The 16785-nt window shown below is 44.7% G+C and carries 12 protein-coding genes; 6 read left to right on the forward strand and 6 right to left on the reverse strand.

Annotation, left to right across the window (positions count from 1 at the left end; genetic code table 11):
- Positions 1-159: 159 nt before the first annotated feature.
- Positions 160-441, reverse strand: a complete 282-nt coding sequence (locus B1A98_RS07755; RefSeq protein WP_041095751.1) for a hypothetical protein — start codon at positions 439-441, stop codon at positions 160-162.
- A gap of 161 nt (positions 442-602) precedes the next feature.
- On the opposite strand from B1A98_RS07755, the gene B1A98_RS07760 reads away from it, so the two are divergent.
- Positions 603-1712 (forward strand): mandelate racemase/muconate lactonizing enzyme family protein, encoded by a 1110-nt coding sequence (locus B1A98_RS07760; protein WP_063384629.1) that lies wholly within the window; start codon positions 603-605, stop codon positions 1710-1712.
- Between the two features lie 40 nt (positions 1713-1752).
- Positions 1753-2835, forward strand: coding sequence for a M20 peptidase aminoacylase family protein (locus B1A98_RS07765; protein ID WP_063384866.1), 1083 nt, complete (start codon positions 1753-1755; stop codon positions 2833-2835).
- A gap of 97 nt (positions 2836-2932) precedes the next feature.
- Here B1A98_RS07765 and B1A98_RS07770 read toward each other — a convergent pair whose 3' ends face one another.
- The gene (locus tag B1A98_RS07770; protein WP_063384628.1) at positions 2933-3718 is read right to left on the reverse strand and encodes a LysM peptidoglycan-binding and 3D domain-containing protein; all 786 of its coding nucleotides are present in this window, start codon (positions 3716-3718) and stop codon (positions 2933-2935) included.
- An 831-nt stretch (positions 3719-4549) separates the two neighbouring features.
- The gene (locus B1A98_RS07785; RefSeq protein WP_063384625.1) at positions 4550-5107 is read right to left on the reverse strand and encodes a 3D domain-containing protein; all 558 of its coding nucleotides are present in this window, start codon (positions 5105-5107) and stop codon (positions 4550-4552) included.
- 383 nt (positions 5108-5490) lie between these two features.
- Between B1A98_RS07785 and B1A98_RS07790 the strand changes: the two genes are divergently transcribed.
- Together B1A98_RS07790 and B1A98_RS07795 are read left to right on the forward strand one after the other, a co-directional pair.
- On the forward strand, positions 5491-6153 hold the full coding sequence (locus tag B1A98_RS07790; RefSeq protein WP_063384624.1) for a hypothetical protein: 663 nt from the start codon (positions 5491-5493) through the stop codon (positions 6151-6153).
- Between the two features lie 23 nt (positions 6154-6176).
- Entirely contained in the window at positions 6177-7412 is a 1236-nt protein-coding gene (locus B1A98_RS07795; protein ID WP_063384623.1) for an efflux RND transporter periplasmic adaptor subunit, read from the forward strand.
- 189 nt (positions 7413-7601) lie between these two features.
- On the opposite strand, the gene B1A98_RS07800 is transcribed toward B1A98_RS07795, so the two are convergent.
- The 3 genes from B1A98_RS07800 to serC all read right to left on the reverse strand — a co-directional run bounded on the left by B1A98_RS07800 (position 7602) and on the right by serC (position 13515).
- A complete protein-coding gene (locus B1A98_RS07800; RefSeq protein WP_063384622.1) occupies positions 7602-11093 on the reverse strand; it encodes a S8 family peptidase in 3492 nt (1163 codons plus the stop codon).
- A gap of 144 nt (positions 11094-11237) precedes the next feature.
- Positions 11238-12440, reverse strand: a complete 1203-nt coding sequence (locus tag B1A98_RS07805; RefSeq protein ID WP_041095178.1) for a phosphoglycerate dehydrogenase — start codon at positions 12438-12440, stop codon at positions 11238-11240.
- Positions 12430-13515, reverse strand: a complete 1086-nt coding sequence (gene serC, locus B1A98_RS07810) for a 3-phosphoserine/phosphohydroxythreonine transaminase (protein ID WP_063384621.1) — start codon at positions 13513-13515, stop codon at positions 12430-12432. Before serC ends, B1A98_RS07805 begins: the two co-directional genes overlap by 11 nt.
- 390 nt (positions 13516-13905) lie before the next feature.
- On the opposite strand from serC, the gene B1A98_RS07820 reads away from it, so the two are divergent.
- Both B1A98_RS07820 and uraA read left to right on the forward strand, forming a co-directional pair.
- Positions 13906-15174, forward strand: a complete 1269-nt coding sequence (locus tag B1A98_RS07820) for a trypsin-like peptidase domain-containing protein (RefSeq protein WP_063384619.1) — start codon at positions 13906-13908, stop codon at positions 15172-15174.
- Between the two features lie 177 nt (positions 15175-15351).
- The gene (gene uraA, locus B1A98_RS07825) at positions 15352-16623 is read left to right on the forward strand and encodes a uracil permease (protein ID WP_063384618.1); all 1272 of its coding nucleotides are present in this window, start codon (positions 15352-15354) and stop codon (positions 16621-16623) included.
- Positions 16624-16785 lie beyond the last annotated feature (162 nt).

A 16785-nucleotide genomic window follows, 5' to 3' on the forward strand; every position in this document is an offset into this window, starting at 1 on the left:
ACAGCACTTTTTGAATCGTTATTCCTTTATCTGAGCGGCCTTTCATCACTTTTTCTATGACTGAAACCTGTACTAAGCCAAAATAAAAAAAGAGACAAAGCGGGACAGCTGTCCCATTTTGTCTCTTTTTGTTTCGTTGCTTGTTTGCTTGTCCGCCCGTTATTTGTTTCTAAAGGCGCTTGAAATCAGAACCAGTGCGGTGATCCAGTGCATGACCATCCCGACAATCGGAATCCAGCCGATCGCTGAGGCAATAATGCCGAGAATACTGCCCGTTAAGCTTTTGCCGGCATTCAAAGCAATCAGCAAGGTGATAATATGCAAAACCGCCATGAAACCGAGCGGCGCCCAAGCATGTCCAAGAATAATCATACCGCCAAGGATCGGAATACCAAAGAAAGCTTCAAGACCTCCCGTTATCCACTTCATTGCATTTGTCATCTTCGTCTCTCCTTTTTCTGCGCTTGTTGTCTCTTGTTTACGGTCCAGCCATGAAAAAAGTTTCATATTTATCCAAGCTCTAAGCTGAAAACTTCTTTTCAACCCTATTTTTTCACTTATACTGGAATATATAGTCTATACCTACAAAGGAGAGAACTTTCATGAAGATTACAAAAGCAGAACTTTACGGCATCCACTTGCCTTTAAAAACACCTTTCATTGTTTCCTACGCTACCTTTCATTACATGCCATCCATTATTATAAAGCTGGAAACAGATAGCGGCCTCACTGGATGGGGAGAAGCAGTGCCCGATGATCACGTAACAGCAGAAAACTTTTACGGCTGTATCGAAGTGTTAAAGCGCGTCCTTTTGCCTGCTGTTCTGGGGGAAAACCCCTTCCGGATTGAACACATTCATCATAAAATGAATCAAGCCATTATTGCCAATCCGGCCGCCAAAGCAGCCGTAGACATTGCTTGCTATGATCTGATGGGCAAAGCGGCCGGATTGCCGGTATATAACTTGATCGGCGGAAAGAGCCATGATGAACTGACGTATCCAAAAGTATTAAGCATCGAAGAACCGGAAGTGATGGCCGAAAAGGCGCTGGCCGCTATTCAAGACGGCTTCCAATCATTAAAGCTGAAAGTCGGCACTGATCCGCAGCTGGATGTGAAAAGAATCCAAGCCGTTCGGGAAGCAGTCGGCTTGGATGTGCCGATCCGCGTAGATGTCAACCAAGGCTGGCACAAATATGATGTAGCGATCCAAGCGATGAAACAGCTTGAAGAAGTTCAGCTTTCCTGGCTGGAGCAGCCGCTCCGCATTGGCGATATTGACGGCCTGGCACAGTTGAAGCGGCAGTGCACAATTCCGCTGATGGCAGATGAATCGATTCAAAATGGCGAACAATTAGTGGAGATTGTAAAAAAAGAGGCCGTTGACAAAATCAATATTAAACTCATGAAGAGCGGCGGCATTTACCCGGCCATCCACATGGCGAAAGCTGCGGAATACGCCGGAATTGATTGCCAGATCGGTTCCATGGTGGAATCGTCCATCGGTTCTGCAGCCGGCTATCACACAGCCATCTCCCGAAAAAATATTAAAAGCACAGAATTGACTGGCCCTATTCTGTTCAGCAAGGATATTGGCGATCTAAAATATGAAGTGCCATATGTTCACCTCAACGACAAACCAGGACTCGGCCTTGCCATTAACGAGTCTGTATTGGAAGAATTAACGGTTTCGCGCGCAACGATTAACTAAGAAAGGAGGACCTTTCGTGAAGAAAACAGACGACCGGCTAATGGACATTTTTCAACATCTGCATACACACCCTGAGATTAGCTGGGAGGAGAAAGAAACAACAGCCTACATTGCCAGCCTGCTGCAAAAGGAAGGGGTTTTCGTTTCCCTGTTTGATGATTGCACCGGGCTGATTGCCGAAATCGGAAGCGGAAAGCCCGTGGTGGCTGTCCGTGCGGATATAGATGCCCTTTGGCAGGAAGTGGACGGTGTTTTTCAAGCGAACCATTCATGCGGCCACGACGCCCATATGTCCATGGTCATCGGAGCCATCCTGCAATTGAAAAGCCGGATAACGAATGGCACTGTCCGCTTTATTTTTCAGCCGGCCGAAGAAACAGGAAGCGGAGCTTTAAAAATGGTAGAAAAAGGCGCAGTGGATGATGCTGATTATTTATTTGGCATCCACCTCCGGCCGATTGAAGAGCTGCCTTTCGGCAAAATCACCCCGGCTATTCACCATGGGGCTGTTGCCTTTTTAACGGGGAGAATCAGCGGAGATGATGCCCATGGAGCCCGTCCGCATCAAGGGACGAACGCCATTGACATTCTTTCTTCTTTGAATGAGCAATTGAAATTGATTCACTTTTCTCCTTTTGAGCCTTATTCGGTGAAAATGACACACGTAGAGGCCGGCGGCCAAAGCTTAAATATTATCCCCGGCTCTGCAAAATTCGGCCTTGATATCCGGGCGCAAAAAAATTCGGTCTTGCGGGACATGCAGGCAATTATTGAAAAGAAAATCAAACAGTTAAGTTCACTGTTTGGCGTAAAGATTGAAGCCGAGTGGCTGAAAGTAACTCCGGGAGCAGAGGTAGATGCGGAAGCGGAAGAGCTGCTTCGCCAAAGCATTCTTGAATACGGAGGGCAGGAAATGCTGGCTGCCCCGCTTATTACCTCGGGCAGCGATGACTTTCACTTCTATACTATTAAGAGGCCGCATTTAAAAGCGTCCATGATGGGAATCGGAGCTGATTTAAAACCAGGATTGCATCACCCTCATATGTCGTTCGACCCGCGCGCGATCCAAATTGGCGCTGACGTACTCACACGGGCTGTTTTAAATGCCTGCCAAGCATCATAAGAGCTAAAAAGACGATGGGCTATTGTTATTTTTGTATCGGCTGATGCCTATTCATAAAAAGAGGATAGCTTTTCAGCTATCCTCTTTTCTGATTTTATTAGTTTAAAATTGTTATATTCACTGTACGGCGGCCCCAGTCACGCGCTTGTGATTCTGTCGGCACATGCAGGTCAATGCGGTTTCCTTTAATTGCTCCGCCTGTGTCACCGGCTACAGCCGTTCCGTAACCTTCTACATATACTTTTGAACCGAGCGGAATAACGTTAGGGTCTACAGCAATGACTTTTGCATTGCGGTCAGCATTCAAGTTAATACCTGTTGCTGTTACACCGGAACAGCCTGCACATTCTGCTGTGTAAGCAGTCGCTGTAACAGAAAGAGTTTTTCCTTGCGGCGCTTGCTGTGCTGGTTGTTCTTGCTGAGCAGGCGCTGCTGGCGCTTCTTGAGCTTGTGCTTGCGCTGGTCTTGATGTTGATACTCCTTTTACTGATCCAGAAAGAGAAAGCTTGTCACCAGCATAAATTCTGTCAGAAGACAAACCATTGATGGCTTTTAATGATTGTACAGATAAACCGTGCTTAGAAGCAATTTTAAATAGTGTATCTCCCGGTTGAACGGTGTATGTACCGTTGCTGCTTGTTGTTGCTGCAGAAGCCGCACCAGAAGAGCTTCCGCCGACTTCTAATTTTTGATTAGGGAAAATCAAATCAGATGATAAATTGTTCCAAGACTTCACTTGTTGAACAGTTGTATTATTTTTTTGAGAAATGCCCCATAATGTATCTCCACTTTGTACTGTATATGTTTGTGCGGATGCAGCTGTTCCAAATAGACCTCCGCCGATCACTGTAGTAGCTGCAAGTGCAATAATTTGTTTTTTCATAATAGAAAAACCTCCTGTTGTTCTAACACGCGGTAACTTCCCAGTTTAGATTTCCAATTAAAAGGGAAAATAAGAAACAACCGCCTGCAAGAAACTTTTTTAAAATCTTGCGTCCAGTGGCACTGCAAATGGAAAAAGTTTGTATATATAAACAGCCGGGTCAATCGCCCGATGACCTGCTGACGAAATTCATTGTATCACGCCAAGCAGTGTAATGTTTTTAAGAAGCCATTACGCTTTCCCGTCTTATATAACGTCCGTGTTACAAAAAGACAGATTCTTAAGTCCTGTAATCTAAGTGAAATGAATAAGACAATTCTCGCAACTAGTTCCGCCGCTGGATGACGGCATGATGATTCCATCTTCAAACAGGTAGGATGATACGACTGTCCTCTTTTGATGCACCCTGTTGATTGAAATGGAAGGCGCGCAGACTCCGGCGGGATCTGCGGGACAGGCGAGACCCCGCAGGCGATTGGGCGCTGAGGAGGCTCGCCGCCTGCCCCGCGGAAAGCGGAGCGCCTGGAATGGAAAGCAGCAGACCTTATTCAAAAACAAAATAAAGGATAGTTGGATGATTCCATCTTCAAACAGGTAGGATGATACGACTGTCCTCTTTTGATGCACCCTGTTGATTGAGATGGAAGGCGCGCAGACTCCGGCGGGATCTGCGGGACAGGCGACACCCCGCAGGCGATTGGGCGCCGAGGAGGCTCACCGCCCGCCCCGCGGAAAGCGAAGCGCCTGGAATGGAAAGCAGCAGACCTTATTCAAAAGCAAAATAAAAAAGGAAACCCGACTGTTTGCGGGTTTCCTTCTCTTATAATCTATTTATTTCAAAATCTCTACTTTTACTGTTTTTACACCCCAGCGAGTGGCATGCTTTTTCGTAGGAACATGAACGTCAATCTTCTTGCCTTTAATGGCGCCGCCTTTATCGCCGGCTACTGCCTCGCCGTATCCTTCTACATAAACTTTTGTTCCGAGCGGAATGACTTTTGGATCAACCGCGATCACTTTTGCGTTCGGGTTTTTCTTTAAGTTAATGCCGGTCGCTGTAATACCGGAGCAGCCTTTGCAGGAAGCGGTATAAGCTGTTGCTTTCACTGTCAGCACTTTAGCAGATTTAACTGCTTCTGGCTTGCTTGGTGCCGGTTTGTTGCCGGATGGTGCGTTTGTATTTTGAAGGACCAATTTTTGGCCAACTTTAATGTTTTCTGATTTTAAGTTATTCCATTGCTTCAGTTGATTCACAGTTGTCTTATACTCTCGTGCAATGCTCCATAATGTATCTCCTCGTTGTACTGTGTGACTAGCTGACGCTGCATCTACAGCAGACGCGCTGAATAGTACGCAAGCAACAACTAAAGACATAATAGCTTTCTTCACGAATGAAAGACCTCCTCGTTTTTTCCGTAACATGTGCTTCATTCTATCATGTAATTATAACGAGACTATTACACTAGCATGTTTGTTTCTTTACACACATATTTCAAAGGGCGTAATTTTCTGACAATTATCTTCTTCCTCAAAAAACGGCAATTTGCCTGTTTTACAAGGATTTTGTCGCATTTTAACTTCATAAAACGCTCTATATTCCTCTTGGTTATTTTACTGATTTGTTACATTCCCCTGCTTTTTTCTTCATTTATTGCCTCCTCAAAACGGCTCGCTTCTTATCAAATTTTGTTAGATTATATTGGTATAGAGACAGGGAGTTGTATATAATAAGAAAAGATGTCAATTTATATTACTTCATTGGAGGATTCTAGATGGTTTATCGTGTGCAGCTAATTAAAGGGCTGTTTCAGCCAAGCAATCATTTCTATCAGCTGAACCATGCGGAACAAATTAAAGGACTATGGAGTCGCCTTTCTCTATTAATAATCATCAGCACAGCTCTATACGGTTTAAGCGGCTTGCTAGGCATCCACTCGGAACCTGTATCTGCCTATTTTGCAGCCGGAAGCAACGCGGACATTCAGGGACAAAAATTATGGTTTGCGATGGGAAGCGCCATTTGGGGCTTGCTATATCCGCTAATTATTTTGTTTCTGCCTGCGCTTTTATTTTGGGTTTTTTTAGAAGTGGATTTTCGTAAATTACTTGTCTTGCAATCATTCGTTTACGTTATTTATTTAATAGAATTCTGTTTATTAATTCTGTTAAATGTAACGCTTGCTATTCCGAGAGACTCTTCTCCCTTTTCACTTGGCGTACTTGCCCAGTATGCAACAAAAAATGAATTAGTAACGAGCTTTTTCAGCTTCATTACTCTTTTCCAAGCTTGGGCGATCAGTCTGCAATATAAATTTCTAAAGCAAGGCACCGAAAGAAGCCCGAAATTTGTACTCATATTAATCTTGGTGATAACACTTGCACTCTGGATCTTTTCTACCCTATTTACATCCATCCAAGTTGACCGCTTATTTTAATAACGAAGGAGACGGCAGAATAAATGAAACAAGTAAAGAAATCAGTCTGGCTAACAGCAAGTGCGCTGATTGTTGCCGGCAACCTTTATTTAACCTTTAAAGAAGACAGCAAAGCCGACCGGTCACAGTGGCTTGCGGAGTGGAATCAGTCAGCAAAAGATGATGTGGTTGAAACCTTCCAGACAACCGGTGTGATCACCCCGGCTGATGAATACCCGGTTTATTTTGATAAAAACGAAGGAACCTTTTTGAAGTTCCTCGTAGAAAAAGGCCAGAAGGTGGATGCGGGCACCCCGCTATTCGAATATTCATCATTAGGCATCGAACAGGAAATTAAAGAATTAGAAGCAGAGAAAACACAAACAGAAAAGCAGATCCAGCTTATTGACGGGCAAATTTCTAAATTAAACTCCATTTTGAACAAACTGGAAAGAGAAGAAAAAGACAGGGATAATGAAAAAGACACTAAAAAAGACAGTGCCGCCAAAGTAACGGTTGAAAAGGACATTATCGATCAAGAAACCGAAAAGGAAAAACTGGAAGAAGAGATTCGCAAATATGAGACGCTTATTTCACAAGCTGAATCTAAAAAAAGCAACCTTGTCGTCAGAAGTGAAAAAGAAGGAATTGTCAAGAAGCTGAACTCTGAGCTGAACAATCCTATTATCACCATCCGTTCACCGGAAGCAGCGATCCAAGGCGTCTTTAATGAACAGCAAATGAATCGGGTGAAGGAAGGATTGGCTATCCACGCTTCTGTCGATCCGCTGCCAGTTACCTTTCACGGTGAAATTTCTTCCATTGAAAGGTTTCCCGAGCAAGAACCTTCTGTGAAAAGAAAGAGCCTGTATCCGTTCACTGCCCAGCTTGATAAAAGCAATATGGATGAAGCAGCAGATCAACTCCTTCCAGGCATGAAAGCAAACGTAACGGTTGTCACGAAAGAAGCATTGCAGGCTGTGACTGTTCCCGTTTCTACGCTGATGAAATCCGGCAGCAAAACGTATGTCTTTGTGTTAAATAAGAAGGGAAAAATTGAAAAAAGAACCGTTAAAAAAGGGCTCGCCGTTGATGGCATTCAGGAAATTAAAAGCGGCTTAAAAGCCGGCGAAAAAGTAGTCGCTAACCCTGATGAGCTAGTGATAGAGAAAGGCGCTTTTATCACACCGGCAGATTATACAGCCATCAAAAAAGCACCGTTCCAGAAGCTGTCGAAAACAGAACGGCTGAAATTTCTGATCATGGGCATATTATCATAAAAAAAAGAAGAAGACCGCTGTTCAGGCTGAAGGCAAACTCGATTTCCATTGGGGTTTCCTTCAGCCCTTTTTGTTTTGCGGAACAAGCGACTCATTAATACACTCGCTTTTCTCTTTGATCTGCTTACATAAAAAATCGCCCAGAGCGCAGGAAAGATCCCTCGCTTTGGGCGATTTGTTTGCTTGAGCTTATCTCACAGTCAGCTTATATGGCTGCGCTGAGGCACGGCCTTCGATTTCACTGATTTCAATGAAATATTTTCCCTTTTTCAATTGGATAACCGCCAGCTCTTCATCGCCGCTTCCATAATGGTCAAAGCTGCGAACAAGGGCGCCTTTGGCATTGTAAATTTCAATTTTGCCATCAAGTCCCGGCTCCATTTCAAGCTTTAATGAGAACTGTCTATCCTTCGTTACATTTAAGGCAAAGTGATCGACATCGCCAAACGGAACGCCGGCGTTAATGTACCCTCTGGCTCCGAGCTGGCCGTCAATCTTCTTCAAAGAAAGCGGCTTTTGCGGAACATGATTCACAACTTTTCCATCGCCGTCTTTCAATGCATCCTTCATATCAGCCAGCTTTACTTCGTATGGCTGCAGGCTTGGCTTCATAGACATCAGCGAGCTGACGGCCAAGAAATAACCAGTGTCTTTTTTCGCCATAAAGGACAAGTTAGCTGTTGTCTCAAACGATAATTCAAACAGGTTAGGACCGAATGGAATGGCCTTTAGCTGCTCATCTTCATCTATTACCTTATTGCCGTTTGTATCTTCAATCAAAGCTCCGGCAAAAATAGCCGGCTGGCGCAGAGCATATGGCAAAGCCTTCTCAGCTGCCGCTAATTTTGCTTGATCAATGTTCAAACGGTAAACGTCCTGTTTATTTCCGTTTTTGAAGTAATAAAAATCAGTCTCTCCAGGATAAATAAAGTAATTTTTATACGCCCCTCCTGATTTCATGACACGGGCTTTTTCAGGAACGCTTTGGTCTTGATCCGCTTCTTTCGGTGTATCAGCTACTTTCTTTGAACGGAGCGTATAAGGGTCTGCTGAAATGTTATACATTTCATTTGCTAGACGCAAAATGTAAGTTTCCCCTTTTTTCAGCGCGATTGTCGTCTGACTCGTCTGCTTGCCGCCCAGCATAGCCATAATCGAGCCAAGCATGTCGTCTTCTCCGCCGGAGATAGGAATTAACTCTCCTGTTTCCTTATCGTGCTGGAGAATGGACACTACCGGGAATTGACTTGAACCTTTTTGCACATCAAACTCATACACACCGTTTTGAGCCGGAGTGAAAGAATAGTAATCTTCATCGGCTTCTACTTGGAAATAGCCGGACAGTTCTTTTCCAAGCGTATAAGGTCTTGCATTCGCCAGAATGGCTTTTGTCAGTGCATCGTCCATTTCTTCAGACGGTTCTTCTTCATCAATCGTGCCGTCTAACGCAGCGGCTGCCTTGGCTTCCGCGTATTTCTCAGGACTCAGGCTGCCTTCTTCAAGGGCTGTTTCCAGGTCCTCTTTAAATGGCAAGCCGTCTTCATCTTCAGGAAGCTGCTTTTCTTCTACTTTTAACTCATACGGATAAGCGGATGCCGTATAATCACCGAATTCCATATCTCCAGGATTCATTGTCAACATATCAAGAAGCGAGCCCATACCTTCCATGCCGCCAAATGCCTCATTTGTGACTGCAAGCTTATACTCTACTCCAGGAACCGCTTTGAACGAAAGGGATTCTCCTTGGCTGCTGCCATGATCATCCGCTTCAGCGACTATTTCCTCTGTTCTTTCCTTTTCGTCCTGAGTGACAACCGACAATCTCATCGCCGAATTAACTCCAGGCAAAGCAGATAAAGAGATGGAAACAACTTTCGCTTCATCGACTGCGATGGTGAAATGATCGTAATCCGGAGCACCTGCCTCTTGCGGGAACAGTGTAAAGTCCCCTTTTTTGTAAGGAAGCGAAGTGATTTTTACCGGATTCTCCGACGTATCAGGATCAGCCTTTAGTCCAGTAATCTTCTCGGCTGTAAATGTGTAAGCTGATAAACCGGAGGCGTTGTAATTCCCATTGACGTCTTTTACTCCGATCACGAGTGTGCCTTTTTCTTCAGCTGTAAATAAAGAACCTTCTTGCTCTCCGGCACGGCCTTTGTTATGCTCCATCAGCATGCCTTCCTCAGACTCTGCTCCTTCAGGAATAAAGTAAAAATCCATCCCGTAGTCGTAGTCACTGCTTCCTTCTAAGATTGTCTGAACATGTTCATTTTCGTTTAAATCCACTTTGAACCAATGGGTTTCTCCAGGTGTCTTAATCTGGCCCTTCAGTGTGTTTTTGCCAGCCTTCAGCGGCTTGGCAGAACGGATCAGTGTGTCCCCTGTTAATACCGGCTGTTTTGGCAGTTTCTTAATATCATAGGAAAGAGCAGCCAGCGGATTGACTAATCCGTTCGCATACTTTGTATCATACCCTTTGGCACCCAGGTCAGTGGCCGTTCTTTCGAGAATATTTTCAATATCATAGGCTGTCAGCTGCGGATATTTGGACTTTAACAGAGAAGCGACTCCGGCTACCATTGGTGCAGCCATAGATGTTCCCGTTAATGAGGCAAAGCTGGAGCCTTTTCCGTCCTTTTCATAGCCTGTGTTATAGATATCTTCTCCAGGTGCAACCACATCGACAGAAGGACCGAAGTTAGAGCTGTCAGACAGCTTTTTATTGCGGTCAATATTTCCGACGCTGATCACTCCAGGATAGGCGGCAGGATAGGAGTACATGTCTGTCGCCTCATTACCGGCAGCTGCCACAACGACCACCCCGCTGTCAATAGCTTCACGAACAGCTTCTTCCACAAGAGGCGAGGAAGCAAAGCCGCCAAGACTCAAGTTAATGACATCAGCGCCTTTGGACACGGCGTATAAAATTCCTTCAGCGATCGTAAAGTCATTGGCTGACATTTTGCCATTGAAAACATCTACAGGCAAGATCTTGGCATTCGGATTTACCCCATGCCCGCCAATGCCGTTGTTCGCTTTAGAAGCAATAATTCCTGCTACATGGGTGCCATGCATATCGCGAATCGGATTGCTTGCCGGATTAGCTGCATTATACGGAGGAAGCAGTTGTCCTTGTAAATCCGGGTGCTTGTAATCAACACCTCCGTCTACCACTGCCACTGTTACTTTATGTTTGCCGGCGAGCTTAAGGGATTTATCAATATTCAGCATTGGTAAATGATGCATTTTGCTTTTCTTCGGATCACCTTGCGCAGCAAACTGTTTGTATTTCACGCTTGGAGTGATAGAACTGACTCCTTTTTGCTGGCGGTATACCTTCACCGCTTCGCTTACTTTTTTGGATTTTGGTACGCGGACTACATCATAGCCAAGCTGGGGCAGTGAGCGGACGAGAGTTGTTCCCGCTTTTTTATGAACGCTTTTGCCCAGCGGCTTGCTGTATTTGATAACTAACGTATCCGTATCAATCAGTTCATTCATTTCCTTCAGTTTCTTATATGCTTCTTTGTTTTTTTCAGAAGCTGCCGCAGTAATCGGCACTTGTTCAGAAGCTTGCTTAATCGCATGGACTTCTCCATTATGTACAGCTGCGCCGGTTGCTGCCGGAAAAATCATCACCGCAGAAACCCCGGCGGCCAGCACCTTTTTCCACATTCTCATTTTATGTTATCCTCCTAACTTTTTTGTTTACCCATTTAATAATAACGTAAAAGAAAGGGAAATAGTTTCATTTATTTATATATTTTTTCCATTCACAAAAAAAATCTGCAGCCGCTTCTAAAGCGACTGCAGATGTTTCATTTATTAAATCACACGGATAGTTACTACGCCTTCAATTTGGCCGATTTTTTCCTTTAATCCTGGGATGACATCGCCATTAACTTTATTATCAATGTCAATCATTGTATAAGCATAATCACCGCGGCTTCTGTTCACCATGTCCGCAATATTTAAGCTGTAATCAGACAAAGCAGAAGTAATTTGCCCAACCATGTTTGGAATGTTGCGGTGATAAACAGTTACACGGCGCTTTCCTGTATAAGGAATAGATGCATTTGGCATATTAACAGAGTTTCTGATATTCCCTGTTTCTAAGAAATCCTTTACTTGGCGAGATGCCATGATAGCACAATTTTCTTCTGACTCTTTCGTAGAAGCGCCAAGATGCGGAATCGGCACAGCGTTTTTCATTTTCAGGACGTTTTCATTCGGGAAGTCCGTAATGTATTTGCCAACTTTTCCGCTTTCAAGTGCAACGGCCATGTCTTGTTCGTTCACAAGCTCGCCGCGGGAGAAGTTCAGTATATGCACGCCTTCTTTCATTATATCAAACGCCTTTTCATTGAACATGCCTTTTGTGTTGTCTGTCAGCGGCACGTGAACAGTGATGTAGTCACTGTTTGCAAACAGCTGCTCAATCGTCATAGCACGCTGAACGTTGCGGGATAAATTCCATGCTGTATCTACAGAGATAAACGGATCAAAGCCGATGACATCCATATCCAAGTCGAGTGCATCGTTGGCAACAAGCGCGCCGACAGCACCAAGACCAATGACACCAAGTGTTTTTCCTTTGATTTCCTTTCCGACAAACTGCTTTTTGCCGGCTTCCACAAGCTTCGGAATTTGGTCTCCTTGGCCTTGAAGATCTCTCGTCCAGGCGATGCCCGCAAATACGTTACGAGAAGAAGCCATCAAAGAAGTGAGCACAAGCTCTTTTACTGCATTTGCATTAGCTCCCGGTGTATTAAAAACAACGATGCCGCGTTCTGTATAATCGCTGACCGGAATATTATTTACACCTGCACCGGCACGAGCAACAGCTTTCACATTATCACCGATTTCCATATCATGCATGTTAAAGCTGCGCAAAACAATGGCATCAGGATTTTGGCTATCATTGTCGATCGTAAAGTTTTCTTCATCAAAAACGTTCAAGCCGCATTGGGCAATATTATTTAGCGTTTGAATAGTAAACAACTGTCCGTCTCCCCTTTTATTGTGCATGTTTTTCTTCGAAGTGTTTCATAAATTCAACCAGGGCTTCGACCCCTTCAACCGGCATGGCATTATAAATGCTTGCGCGCATGCCGCCAACAGAGCGGTGGCCCTTTAATGTTTCAAGTCCCGCTTCCTTGGCTTCCTTCACGAATGCCGCATCAAGTTCAGCAGATGGCGACACGAAAGGAATGTTCATAATGGAACGGCTGTCTTCTTGAACCGGAGATTGGAACATAGCTGATTGACCAAGAAAACCGTAAAGCAGCTCTGCTTTTTTCCGGTTAATCTTCTCCATTTCCTTTAATCCTCCAAGCTCCTTCAGCCACTCAAATACAAGCTTGGCCATATAGATGCCGTACGTTGGCGGTGTATTATATAAAGAACCGCTTTCGCTGTGCGTTTTGTAATCCAGCATTGTCGGGCAGCTTTCCGGCGCATGGCCGATCAAGTCTTCTCTAATAATGACAACCGTCAATCCAGCGGGACCAATGTTCTTCTGAGCACCAGCATAAATTAAACCGAATTTCGATACATCAATTTCTTCCGATAAAATATTAGAAGACATATCTGCGACAAGCGGCACACCGCCTGTATCAGGAATGTTTTGGAAGGCTGTTCCTTCTATAGTATTGTTCGTCGTAATATGTACATAATCCGCTTCCGGATCAATCATGCTGCTCGTTAATTCAGGAATATAGCTGAAGTTTTTATCTTCTGAAGAAGCAATCACACGAACCTCTCCATACTTCTTCGCTTCCTTAATCGCTTTTTTAGACCATGAACCAGTGTTCACATAATCCGCTTTTTTGCTGTTTGCCAGCAGGTTAAGCGGCACCATAGCAAATTGCTGCGAAGCGCCTCCTTGAACAAACAGTACTTTATAATTATCCGGAATGTTCATTAAATCTCTCAGCAACTGCTCCGCTCCGGTAATGATGTCTGTGAATAATCCCGAACGATGGCTTAACTCCATGACTGACATACCAGAGTCTGCATAATTGACTAATTCTGTTTGTGCTTTTTCCAATACTGGCAGCGGCAACATTGAAGGTCCTGCCGAAAAATTGTATACTCTCTTCACGTGAACTCCCTCATTCATTTTAAATTTGGAAATCTGAAAATTTATACATTAATAATATTCATGAATTATAAATTATTCCTTCCTACTTATCAAGGGGCGGTCCGTCAACTTTTCCTTATCTTTCTTGCTGATACCGCTTTCATTGCTTTATTAAAGCGCCTCGAAAAAATTACGAACATTTTTTGTCTTTTTTATATTTTCGTTCGCCTTCTCTTTCTTTTCCCTCTCTTCTTCCTCTTTAAAGAAACATCCTTGAAAAACAGGAAAGAGGATGGCTCTTTCTTTTGCCGCTTCCCGAAAAGACTTTTTTCCTATATTTTTATTCCTTATACACTACTTATTACTTATAATAATAAATGAAACTATTTTACTATTATGGAGGTGTTTTCTATGTATTGCCCGCGCTGCGGATCAAATATGGGCAGCCAAGCACGCTTTTGCCCTGGCTGCGGATCGAAGAAGAAAGCCTTTTCCCCTGTGAAGCTTTTATTTACTCTTTGCCTCATCAGTATTGTTGCCTTTGCCGGGGCGATCATCTATATGTTTTCAGAATCCGGCAAAGAAACCCCAAAAGAAACCGCTGTAGCTCCAGTCAAAGGAACGAATCAGCCGCCCGCTGAAACAGCCAAGCAAACTGTTGCTCTTCCAAAAAACCTATCGAAAAAAGAACAAAAAGCCTTAACAGACACTATTGCAGAAGTGCAGACGAAAGTATATACGCTGTTCACAGATACCGGCCAAGGCTCCGGCTTCCTTGTCAATAAACAAGGGGACGTCGTGACGAATGCTCATGTAGTCGAGGGATCTCATGCGGTAAGTGTAAAAGATAAAAATGGCAACACCCATGACGGGAAAATTATCGGTTATTCAAATACGGTGGATGTCGCCGTCATTCGGGTGCCTGACCTAGCCGGACAGGTCCCGCTCTCACTTGAAAAGAGCAGCAAAGCCAAAGTCGGTGAGGAGGTAATCGCTTTTGGCAGCCCGCTTTCGCTTGAAAACACGGCGACCCTTGGTCATATTACCGGTGTAGACCGCAGCTTTTATATCGGGGACTTCTCCTATGACGGCGTTTATCAAACATCCGCTGCTATCGCCCCCGGAAGCAGCGGCGGCCCGCTCGTGTCCAAAACAACCGGGAAAGTGCTTGCCATCAACTCCGCTAAACAAATGGGCCAAGACGCGATCGGCTTCAGCATCCCGGTCAAAAGCATTCATAGCCTAATTCAGGGATGGATTCAGAAACCAATGACAGAAGCAGAAGTCAGCGCCTTATTCTACAATGAAAACGGCGATCTCTTTTATCAGGACTTCTGGGAGGAAGAGGGCTATTTCGATGAGGAAGAGGCGGCTCCAGAAACAGACGATAATGAGTACGATGAGGAATATGACGTGCCGGAACAGCCGGCAGGTGAAGGAGATACATACGAAGAGGACTCTCCTGGCACTGAAATATATGAAGAGGATATGAACGCACCGGATGCAGGCACCGACAGCTGGCAGCCGCCTGCAGATGACGCAGCCAGCAGCATAAGCGATATAAATGGAGACGGAGTGATTGATGTCAATGATGTAACCGTTGATATAAACGGGGATGGACTTTTTGATGAAAATGATTTGATTGCAGCGGGAATCCCTGTAGAAAATATTAGCGAATGATTGAAAATCGCCATCTCTGGATGGTGATTTTTTTCATAGGAATGGTTTGTCCGTAATACACTAGACTAAACAGAGGGAGCCTCCTGATTTTCATAAATATTTTAATTTCTTATAGAAATTCCACGCCGACTTGCTGTATAATAGCTACAATTTGTGTTGGATAAAGGGAGGGTATTTATGCGTACCTATCAAGTTGATGAGCGGCCGCCAATTCCGGCGATGATCCCGCTTAGTTTGCAGCACTTGTTCGCAATGTTCGGGTCAACGGTGCTTGTCCCGGTTTTATTCGGGATCAATCCGGCCACCATTTTATTAATGAATGGTGTTGGAACGTTAATTTATCTCATTTTGTGTAAAGGCCAAATTCCTGCGTACCTCGGTTCCAGCTTTGCCTTTATTTCACCGGTGCTCTTTGTTTTATCAACCAAAAGCTATGGAATGGCGCTTGGCGGTTTCATTGCTACGGGGATTGTCTTTATTTTAGTCGCGCTTATTATTCGGGCAGTCGGAACAAAATGGGTGGATGTTATTTTTCCGCCTGCAGCTATGGGAGCCATTGTTGCCGTCATCGGGCTTGAGTTAGTGCCAGTTGCTGCCGGCATGGCAGGTTTGATTCCGTCAGGCGATGCCGATCCGGCCAAATGGGTACCTGATCGGGATGTGATTACCGTTTCCTTGCTGACGCTGGGGATCACCATTATCGGCAACGTCATGTTCCGCGGATTTTTGCGGATTATTCCGATCCTTATCGGCATTGTAGCGGGCTATGTTATTGCTGTCTTTTATGGGCTTGTTGACTTTCAGCCGGTCAAAGAAGCAGCCTGGTTTGCTTTGCCGACCTTCTACCGTCCAGAGTTTGACTGGTCCAGCATTATGATCATTTTGCCGGCTTCTCTCGTTGTTATTGCCGAACATATTGGCCATCTGGTTGTTACACAAAATATCGTTGACCGGGACTTAATGAAAAAGCCGGGTCTTGGCACTTCTTTACTCGGCAACGGGATTTCAACCGTGATTTCCGGCTTTGTCGGCTCAACACCGAATACGACCTATGGGGAGAATATCGGCGTTTTAGCTTTAACGAAAGTGTATTCCACTTGGGTGATCGGCGGAGCGGCCGTCATGGCTATTATCTTGTCGTTTCTCGGCAAGCTGGCAGCTTTAATTTCCACGATTCCAGCGGCGGTTATGGGCGGCCTTTCCCTCCTGTTGTTCGGAAGCATCGCTGTATCCGGCTTGCGGATGCTCGTGGAATCGAAAGTGGATTATTCTAAGGCGACCAATATGATTTTAACGACTGTTGTGCTCGTTATTGGTCTTAGCGGCGCCACTTTAAAAATTCAGGACTTTGAATTAAAAGGAATGGCTCTTGCGACAGTCATCGCCATTCTCGTCAGTATCTTCTTTACAATTATTGATAAGCTAAAAATCTCAAATGACTACGAATAAATGAAAAAAGCAGCGTTTGAACTGCTTGAGACTCCAAGCAACTTCGATGAAAGTCGAGCTTGCCTGGAGTCTTTTTTTATTGTGCTGATGGATGGAACGGTTGCTTGAGACTCCAGGCGCTTCGCTTTCCGCGGGGCGGGCGGAGTCTGCGCGCCTTCTGTT

This window comes from Pseudobacillus badius (genome assembly GCF_002189605.1).
In the GTDB taxonomy this organism is placed as follows: Bacteria; Bacillota; Bacilli; order Bacillales; family Domibacillaceae; genus Pseudobacillus; species Pseudobacillus badius.

Excerpts from the sequence above, each read along its gene's own strand:
- B1A98_RS07755 (WP_041095751.1), bottom strand. The coding sequence starts at position 441 with ATGACAAATGCAATGAAGTGGATAACGGGAGGTCTTGAAGCTTTCTTT.
- B1A98_RS07760 (WP_063384629.1), top strand. The coding sequence starts at position 603 with ATGAAGATTACAAAAGCAGAACTTTACGGCATCCACTTGCCTTTAAAA.
- B1A98_RS07765 (WP_063384866.1), top strand. The coding sequence starts at position 1,753 with ATGGACATTTTTCAACATCTGCATACACACCCTGAGATTAGCTGGGAG.
- B1A98_RS07770 (WP_063384628.1), bottom strand. The coding sequence starts at position 3,718 with ATGAAAAAACAAATTATTGCACTTGCAGCTACTACAGTGATCGGCGGA.
- B1A98_RS07790 (WP_063384624.1), top strand. The coding sequence starts at position 5,491 with ATGGTTTATCGTGTGCAGCTAATTAAAGGGCTGTTTCAGCCAAGCAAT.
- B1A98_RS07795 (WP_063384623.1), top strand. The coding sequence starts at position 6,177 with ATGAAACAAGTAAAGAAATCAGTCTGGCTAACAGCAAGTGCGCTGATT.
- B1A98_RS07800 (WP_063384622.1), bottom strand. The coding sequence starts at position 11,093 with ATGAGAATGTGGAAAAAGGTGCTGGCCGCCGGGGTTTCTGCGGTGATG.
- B1A98_RS07805 (WP_041095178.1), bottom strand. The coding sequence starts at position 12,440 with ATGCACAATAAAAGGGGAGACGGACAGTTGTTTACTATTCAAACGCTA.
- B1A98_RS07820 (WP_063384619.1), top strand. The coding sequence starts at position 13,906 with ATGTATTGCCCGCGCTGCGGATCAAATATGGGCAGCCAAGCACGCTTT.
- uraA (WP_063384618.1), top strand. The coding sequence starts at position 15,352 with ATGCGTACCTATCAAGTTGATGAGCGGCCGCCAATTCCGGCGATGATC.